This is a genomic window from Kocuria salina (genome assembly GCF_013368965.1).
Taxonomy (GTDB): domain Bacteria; phylum Actinomycetota; class Actinomycetes; order Actinomycetales; family Micrococcaceae; genus Kocuria; species Kocuria rosea.
Genome location: NZ_SSSF01000010.1, coordinates 57617 through 64371, shown reverse-complemented (window position 1 = coordinate 64371; position 6755 = coordinate 57617). Strand labels below are relative to the sequence as shown.

The following is a 6755-nucleotide window of genomic DNA, read 5'->3' as shown; positions in this document are numbered from 1 at the left end:
GCACCATCAGGTGAGGTTGACTCGGCTTGCCCATGGGGCGGGCACAGCCGAGGTCCGGGGCGCGGCTGTGCCGTCGCTCGTGGGCCTGTGGACACCAAATGCAGGGCGGCCCATTTCCATTTGATGGGAAAGTGCGTTATCCGTTTCTTCGGTGATCGAGGTCATCGGGGCTGTTGGCGTTTCAGGTCGATGTAGTCGGACATGGGTGTGGCGGATCGGGCGGCGTGCTGGGCGATGATGTCGGGGCTGTAGCCGAGGAGATCGATCAGGGTTCGTGCGTCGACTTCTTGGGTGAGGTCGCGCAGGGTGGCGTTGCGGGCGCGTTGGGCGTCAATGCCGAGGACTTTGAGCCTGCCGGAGAGAGTGTTCGGGTGCAGGTGCCGGCCCGCACGGGTGCCAGGGAACAGCCACGGCGTGCCGGTGTTGATGGTGTTCTGGTGCCCGGGGTCCTGCAGGTGCTGCCAGAACACCTCGGTGAGCGCTTCGGGAATGGCTGTGGGGGTGGTCCCGAGGGTGAGGAGCATGCCGTCCGGTGTGGCCGTGAGGTGTTCCCGGCGGAGCAGGACGATCTTGTTCAGGGGATGGGCCCACAGCAGCAGGATGAGCCCGGCCAGGCGGGTGGAGCTGGTGACCTGGCGGTGTTCGAGGCAGTTCCGGAGGAGCTCGAGGCGCTGCGTCTGGGTGATCATGGGCGTGGAGTGGGCGTTGCGGAACGGCACTTCCAGTGCCCCGGTGCGGTGGTCTTGGTCGTGGTTGAGCCAGCGGATGAAGGCCCGGATGTGCTTGCGGGTACTGGGGCCGGCGCTGAGGTAGTCGTCGAGGTGGAGTTGTTGAAGTTCGTCCGCGGTGGCGTGGTGGTGGGCTCGGAGCCAGATGAGGAACTTCCCGGCTTCGGTGATCTCTTGTTTGGCCGTATGGGTGCTGGCCTGAAGATCGGCATCGGGATCGGCCGCCTGGGCGCGGATGCGCTCGAGGTGGTGCTCGGTGGCGAAGCGTTCGATGAGGTGGGCGGTGCCGTCGTCGGGCAGGGCGGCGATCCTGGTGGTGAGCCAGTGTTCGAACCGTGCGAGGGTCTCGTTGCCGCGGGCGTCCATCATGCGGTGATGGACGAGCAGAGCCCGGAGGTGTTCGGCGGCGTTCGAGCGGGGGAGACGGTCGAAGGCTTCGTGGGTGAGCGCCAGTTCGCGGGCGCCGATGGCTTCCAGCAGGGTCCTGGCCCGGGTGCCTGGGCGCATGTAGGTGTAGACGCTTTCGGGTCGTTGGGTTGCGGTGAGCACTTTGATGAGCCGGTGCAGGCGGAGGTCGTCGCCGGGGACGAGCACGGTGGTGAGGTCGTCGGTGAGCGCGCAACGGATGCAGAGCCCGGCCCGGAACCTCTCGGCCTCGCGGTGACAGCGGGTGCAGGTCAGGGCGGTGGTGATGCCGGCGCAGTCACGGCAGAGGGGCTCTCGTTCGGCGGAGCGACCCGGGAGCATGCGGTGTTCCCCGCAGTGCGGGCAGGTGCCGTAGGTGTGGGTGGCTTCGGTGAAGCAGGCCCCGCAGATGGCTCCGTCGGGCCAGTGCACGCGGATCTTGGCGACCTGCTGGTGGCAACGGTCGCAGGCGTGGGGCCCGGCCGAGCGGGGTCGGCCGCGTTTGTTCGGGGTGGGGAGGTCGGTGAGCGTGGGCGGCCGGGCGGATCCGTTGCCGTCGGTGGCCGGGCGCCAGGGGTCAGTCATCGTCGTCGATGATGCGGGCGCGCACGGGGCGGTAGTGGCGAAGGTCAGGGAGGTCTTCACCGGTCCCCGCGCGGTGTTGCCGGGCGGTCTTGGTGTCGGTGGCGGTGTAGGTGATCAGGTCGTTGGGCGTGACCTCGAGGGCGTCGCAGAGGGCGACGAGGACCTTGAAGGAGATCCGCTCGGGCTGCTGGGTCACGATGCGCCACACGGCATTGGCGGTGAGGGTGATGCCACGTTCGTGCAACAGCTCGGCGAGGTCTTTGGCGGTGTGCACGCCGCGGCGTGCCATGATCTCGCGGACCCGCCAGGTGTAGGTGATCTCGCGTGTGCTCATGGGGTTCTCCTGGGTGCGGGCAGCCCGAGGGCTGCCTGGATGGTGCGGTCGTGGGCCCGTTCCAGGGCCCGTCGCTGGTAGTCGGGGGAGGGCAGGGAGTAGATCGAGGTCGTCGCGGCGTGCTCGTGACCGAGCTGGAGTTGAACGAAGGTGACGTCGAAGCCCGCCCCGGTGATCAGCTGTGTGGCGTAGGAACGACGGAAGGAGTGCAGGTCGAGCCCGGGCGGGAAACCGAGCTCATCGATGAAGGCACGCAGCCGTCCGAGCAGATGCGATTCGCCCACGATCGCCCCGGTGCTGGTGGGGAAGAGATCACTCACCGGGTGCCCGTAGCGGGGCAGCCCGTTGCGGATCCAGTCCTGGATCATCTCCGCGGACCAGGGCCAGACGGTCAGCACGGAGCGGACCTTCTTCGCCGAGCCACGGTGGGACTTTCCCCAGCGCACGCGCAGCACGCCGTGGCCGCCGAGATAGGGGGCCCGGTTGTTGGACGAGAAGTCCACGACCTGCAGGTGCCGCAGTTCGTTGGCGCGCAGTCCCCAGCTGTAGGCCGTCTTGAACGCGATCGCGTCCCGCCAGGCGGCCACCGCACCCTTGCGCCCGGAGACCAGGATCCGCTCGACCTCCAGATCGGCCAGATCGAACAACTCCTGCAGCTCGGCCTGGGTGAAAGGACGTTTGGCCGGGCGCGCCTCGGTGGGCTGGGCATGGGTGAGGCGGTTGAGCTCGGTCACGACCTGGGCGAAGACCTGCCCGAACGACCTCGCGGCCTGCTCGCACCAGTCGTAGTGCGGATCGCAGGCGTAGTCGCAGAACAGCTTGATCGCCCCCTGATAGGAGCGCACGCTCCCGTGGGAGAGGTTGCGCACCGCACGGGCGTGGGAGAAGAAGTCGTCCGCGTCTGACAGCGTCCACTCCCACGGGTAGCGCCCCGAGAAGTCCACCAGGCTCATCACGACGCTGCGCCGGGTGCGAATCGTGGCCGGCGCGAAGTCCTTCGCCCGCTGCTGAGCACCCCACCCATCCAAGACACTGGCCAGGAAGACGTCCGGATCGGGGGCTTGCCCACCGAAGGGAACGAACCGCACGTTCTCGCCATCGTGGCCCATGAGTCGTCCTTGGATGTCAGAAGATGCTTGCGATAGTCGCACACAGATTGCGTGTATCGCAATCATCGCCGGGAAAGTCCAGGCTAGAAGCCGAACGGGCATGGTAGGTCCGGGGGCCATTCGCATCCCGCACTGCACGTCGCCCTGAGGCGATCAAGCAGGATAAGCCCAAGTCGGAAGGCAGTTGGGGGAGCATCGGAGCTGTTACCCGGAACCTCACGATGTGCGCAGAGCGCGGATGGAGTCGTTTCGACTTTACATAATACTAGTTATCGGCGCTTAAGTAGGACGAGTAGAAGTAGGTGCGAGAACTCGTCCCACCCTGCCTACGGGCGTCTGTCCAGGCGGCAACTGGGTGCACGGCGGACTGGTGGGCTCGTCGAGCTTGGGACGCCGGCGTCGTCCACGCAGGCCAGCATGGACAACTCTCGTTTAGTGAGAGATTCGCGCGTATAGCTGAGGTATGGAATGGCGCCCGGACACGCACCGGAGCTGTTCGTCAACGGAGGCGTCGCAGGGTTGCGGGCTGAGACTCGGGCGCTGGAGGTGCACGCACGGCCGCTCCAGTGACTGGTCTGCCGGCGCAGCAGGAAATTACGCGTCCTGCCTCAACACGTCTCGTTACCGGCCAACCCACGGAGTTCTCGCATCTGTTTCAACTCCCGTCCGCCCGATATGGACATCGCATGGTTGTAGCCGCCCTAGGCGAGCGGGAGGCGATGGCCGTGCGGAATCACCGCGCCGTGAACCCGGCACCTTTCTCCGAGCACGCCGAAGAAGACACCGCGTAAAATCAGTGCGCTGACAAACTTTTCGTGATGAAGGTGGGGGAAGTCATGAAGGTTGCTGTGTTCGGGGCTGCCAGCATCATGGGATGGGAGGTCGTGGATGACCTGCTGTTCCGTGGTCACGAAGTCATCGCTTGCGTCCCTGACCTGGATCGATGCCCTCCCTGGGGGGACGGGGTGGAGGTGGTCGCCGGGGCCGTCACGGACACCGCGATCGTGGACACTGTGGTCTCCAGGGCGCAGGCTGTGGTCAATGTTCTGGGCCCGGGCCGGGAGCAAGAGGTTCCGGGGCTGTCCTTGGTGTTGGGGACACAACTCATCGTGGCTGCTATGGCCGCTCATGGGGTGCATCGCTACGTCGGCCACGGCTCTCCTGCGGTCAGGATGTGCCCCCTGGACCAGCCCACCGCCCGGACCCGATGGCGCCGGCGTGTGACCAACTGCTTGCATCCACGGGCGTATTGGGTCCACAGCGCCATGCTGGAGACGGTGACCAACTCCCAGCTGGACTGGACGATCGTGCGCTTCATCCGCGCCCGGGGCGGAGACGCCCGCGGGCTCAAATACGTAGGGTTCTTCGGTCACGACGACATCGGGCACTCCGCCACCGAGGTGGACATCGCCCGGTTCACCGCAGCCCAGGTCCTGGAGACCGCCTACATCGAGGAAGCTCCGGCCGTCAGCAACTGAGCGGGCTCACCACCCCGAGGTGGTGAAGGGTTTTCCGGCGGTGACGGGCTTCTCGGTGCGCAGACAGTACTGGTCGGCGGAGAGCATCTTCCTAGCCCCCAGACCCCGCTCCCGGATCCACACCACTCCTAGCTCGGGGGCGATCTCCTCCACGACGCCGGCGTGACACCGCATCCCGTTCTCCCAGGCCCCGAGGTGATCCCCCGGCCGCAACGCGCTCAACTGACAGGTCGACCCGTTGTCCGGCTCGCGACCAGTCGTCTCGGCATCCATCAGGTCCACCTTCATCCCGGTCCATTCATCAGAATGCTTCCCATTATGGGGTGCCGCCGTGTCCGGGAGATGTCACCGCCTCGTCTGCGACACAACGACGGAGCACACGAGGGCGGGACCCGAGCGCATTCTTCACCTGGCGCAGACCGCGATCCCCCTATCCACAGGCCTGGTGCCTGGGTGGCGCACGCTCCAGGTGGTGTTGACGCAGGCGGCTCCTCTCTGAGCCGCAGAGAAGGCTGACACGACTCCAAACACCCATGCAGAGGGCAGGCCCTCACCCAACTCAGTGACCATAGTGGCCGGCCCGCCGACGAGGGCCGGCCACAGCTTCCGAAATCCCGACTCGAAATCCAGGACTCGATACGCGATGACTCAAAAAGCTCACAACGGCCCCATTTCGAGTCACCCCGGCCGGTTGCTCGGCTACGCCCGAGTGTCCACCACCTCCCAGAACCTCGATGTGCAGCTGCGCGCACTCACCGAGGCCGGAGTGCCGGCAGAGCTGGTCTTCACCGACAAGATCAGCGGCACCCAAGCAGAGCGTCCCGGCCTGGCCGCGCTCATGGCCCAGGCCCGGGAGGGAGACACCCTGGTGCTGTACTCCCTGGACCGGCTGGGTCGGTCCCTGGTCCACATGGTCACCACCATTGACGAACTGATCCGCCGGGGCGTCGCGCTGCGCAGTCTCACCGACACCATCGACACCACCACCCCGGCTGGCCGCTTCCAGCTCAACGTGTTCGTGGCGATGGCCGAGTACCAACGCGCACTGATCGTGGAGCGCGTCCAGGACGGACTGGAGGCCGCCCGGGCCCGCGGGGTGCAGCTGGGCCGCAAATCCCCGATCACCCCCGAGCAGGTGCGCGCCATCCATCGGCTGCACCGGGCCGGGCTGTCCCACTACAAGATCCACCGCCGCGTGGGAGTGTCCAAAGGCGCAGTGGGCCGGGTGCTGCGTGGAGAGATTAAGTCCCTGGCGCATGTGAGTCTGGAGCTACCCGAAGACGAAATTGACGTCTGGGACGCCGAGGCACTGGCGGCCACCCGCGAAGTCCCCGCACCGGAGGGCGACCACTGATGTTGCGCGTCCTGATTCCCTACACCTTGTGGTGGGTCCGCATCTGGTATCGCACCTTCCACGGGATCACCCATTGGTTTCTGCGCATCCTGCCCATGCCGGCCACACTGCGTCACCACCTGGCAGGGACCGTGGCGCTGGTTCCCTACCTGTTGCCCGTCTGGCTCACCGCTATTGGTGTGGGGCCCCCGTGGCCGGCTTACGCGATCGCCGCAGCACTTACGGCGCCGATGCTGTTGATCATGCACCGTGTGGAGGTGGCCCATGCAGGCCAGCGACGTTGAGCGCTTCTACTCCCACGTCCTGAAAGGCCCAGAGCCCGACTCGTGCTGGTTGTGGCTCGGGGCGATCAGTGATGACGGCTACGGCCGCTTCTGGCTCCCCACCGCAAACGGTCAAAGAGCGGTCGCCGCCCACCGCTTCTCCTTGGCCACCGTCCACGGTGGCCTGAGCGCGATCGAGGGGCTGACCGCGCTGCACTGGTGCGACGTCCCGCTGTGCGTACATGCCTCCTTGGAGCCGTCCACGCACCTGCTGCTGGGCACCCGGTCGGAGAACATGGCCGACCGGGCGATGAAGGGCCGGATGCCCTCGGCCACCGCCGCCCGGTGGCGCCGGCTGTCGCGGGCCGAGCGCTCCGCCCGGTCCCGGCAGCTGCGCGACGCACTCAAAACCCGCGGCTGGGACGAGGACGTGGTGCGCGAACTGGTGCACGGCATCGACCCCGACCACCCCACCCTGTTCTAGTCAACGATCCCCGGA

The 6755-nt window shown here is 66.7% G+C and carries 9 protein-coding genes; 4 read left to right on the top strand and 5 right to left on the bottom strand.

The genetic code is table 11. The annotated features are described in order from the left end of the window. Positions 1-161: 161 nt before the first annotated feature. The 4 genes from E7Z53_RS17095 to E7Z53_RS17080 all read right to left on the bottom strand — a co-directional run bounded on the left by E7Z53_RS17095 (position 162) and on the right by E7Z53_RS17080 (position 4072). Positions 162-1718 (bottom strand): hypothetical protein, encoded by a 1557-nt coding sequence (locus E7Z53_RS17095; RefSeq protein WP_217905914.1) that lies wholly within the window; start codon positions 1716-1718, stop codon positions 162-164. Beyond that, the gene (locus E7Z53_RS17090; RefSeq protein WP_176338341.1) at positions 1711-2052 is read right to left on the bottom strand and encodes a helix-turn-helix domain-containing protein; all 342 of its coding nucleotides are present in this window, start codon (positions 2050-2052) and stop codon (positions 1711-1713) included. The genes E7Z53_RS17095 and E7Z53_RS17090 overlap by 8 nt, the downstream gene beginning before the upstream one ends. Further along, positions 2049-3161: a tyrosine-type recombinase/integrase gene (locus E7Z53_RS17085; protein WP_176338340.1), complete on the bottom strand. Its 1113-nt coding sequence runs from the start codon at positions 3159-3161 to the stop codon at positions 2049-2051. The genes E7Z53_RS17090 and E7Z53_RS17085 overlap by 4 nt, the downstream gene beginning before the upstream one ends. Positions 3162-3862: 701 nt before the next feature. Then, positions 3863-4072, bottom strand: coding sequence for a hypothetical protein (locus tag E7Z53_RS17080; protein ID WP_176338282.1), 210 nt, complete (start codon positions 4070-4072; stop codon positions 3863-3865). Here E7Z53_RS17080 and E7Z53_RS17075 point away from each other — a divergent pair. Next, the gene (locus tag E7Z53_RS17075; protein ID WP_369598010.1) at positions 3980-4639 is read left to right on the top strand and encodes an NAD(P)-dependent oxidoreductase; all 660 of its coding nucleotides are present in this window, start codon (positions 3980-3982) and stop codon (positions 4637-4639) included. The two genes, E7Z53_RS17080 and E7Z53_RS17075, sit on opposite strands and share 93 nt — an antisense overlap. Before the next feature lie 6 nt (positions 4640-4645). Here E7Z53_RS17075 and E7Z53_RS17070 read toward each other — a convergent pair whose 3' ends face one another. Beyond that, positions 4646-4927, bottom strand: a complete 282-nt coding sequence (locus E7Z53_RS17070; RefSeq protein WP_176338338.1) for a hypothetical protein — start codon at positions 4925-4927, stop codon at positions 4646-4648. Between the two features lie 355 nt (positions 4928-5282). On the opposite strand from E7Z53_RS17070, the gene E7Z53_RS17065 reads away from it, so the two are divergent. The 3 genes from E7Z53_RS17065 to E7Z53_RS17055 are packed head-to-tail and all read left to right on the top strand — an operon-like array spanning position 5283 to position 6740. Beyond that, a complete protein-coding gene (locus E7Z53_RS17065) occupies positions 5283-5993 on the top strand; it encodes a recombinase family protein (RefSeq protein WP_176338337.1) in 711 nt (236 codons plus the stop codon). After that, positions 5993-6277 (top strand): hypothetical protein, encoded by a 285-nt coding sequence (locus tag E7Z53_RS17060; protein ID WP_176338336.1) that lies wholly within the window; start codon positions 5993-5995, stop codon positions 6275-6277. Before E7Z53_RS17065 ends, E7Z53_RS17060 begins: the two co-directional genes overlap by 1 nt. After that, a complete protein-coding gene (locus E7Z53_RS17055; protein ID WP_176338335.1) occupies positions 6258-6740 on the top strand; it encodes a hypothetical protein in 483 nt (160 codons plus the stop codon). The genes E7Z53_RS17060 and E7Z53_RS17055 overlap by 20 nt, the downstream gene beginning before the upstream one ends. Positions 6741-6755: the final 15 nt, after the last annotated feature.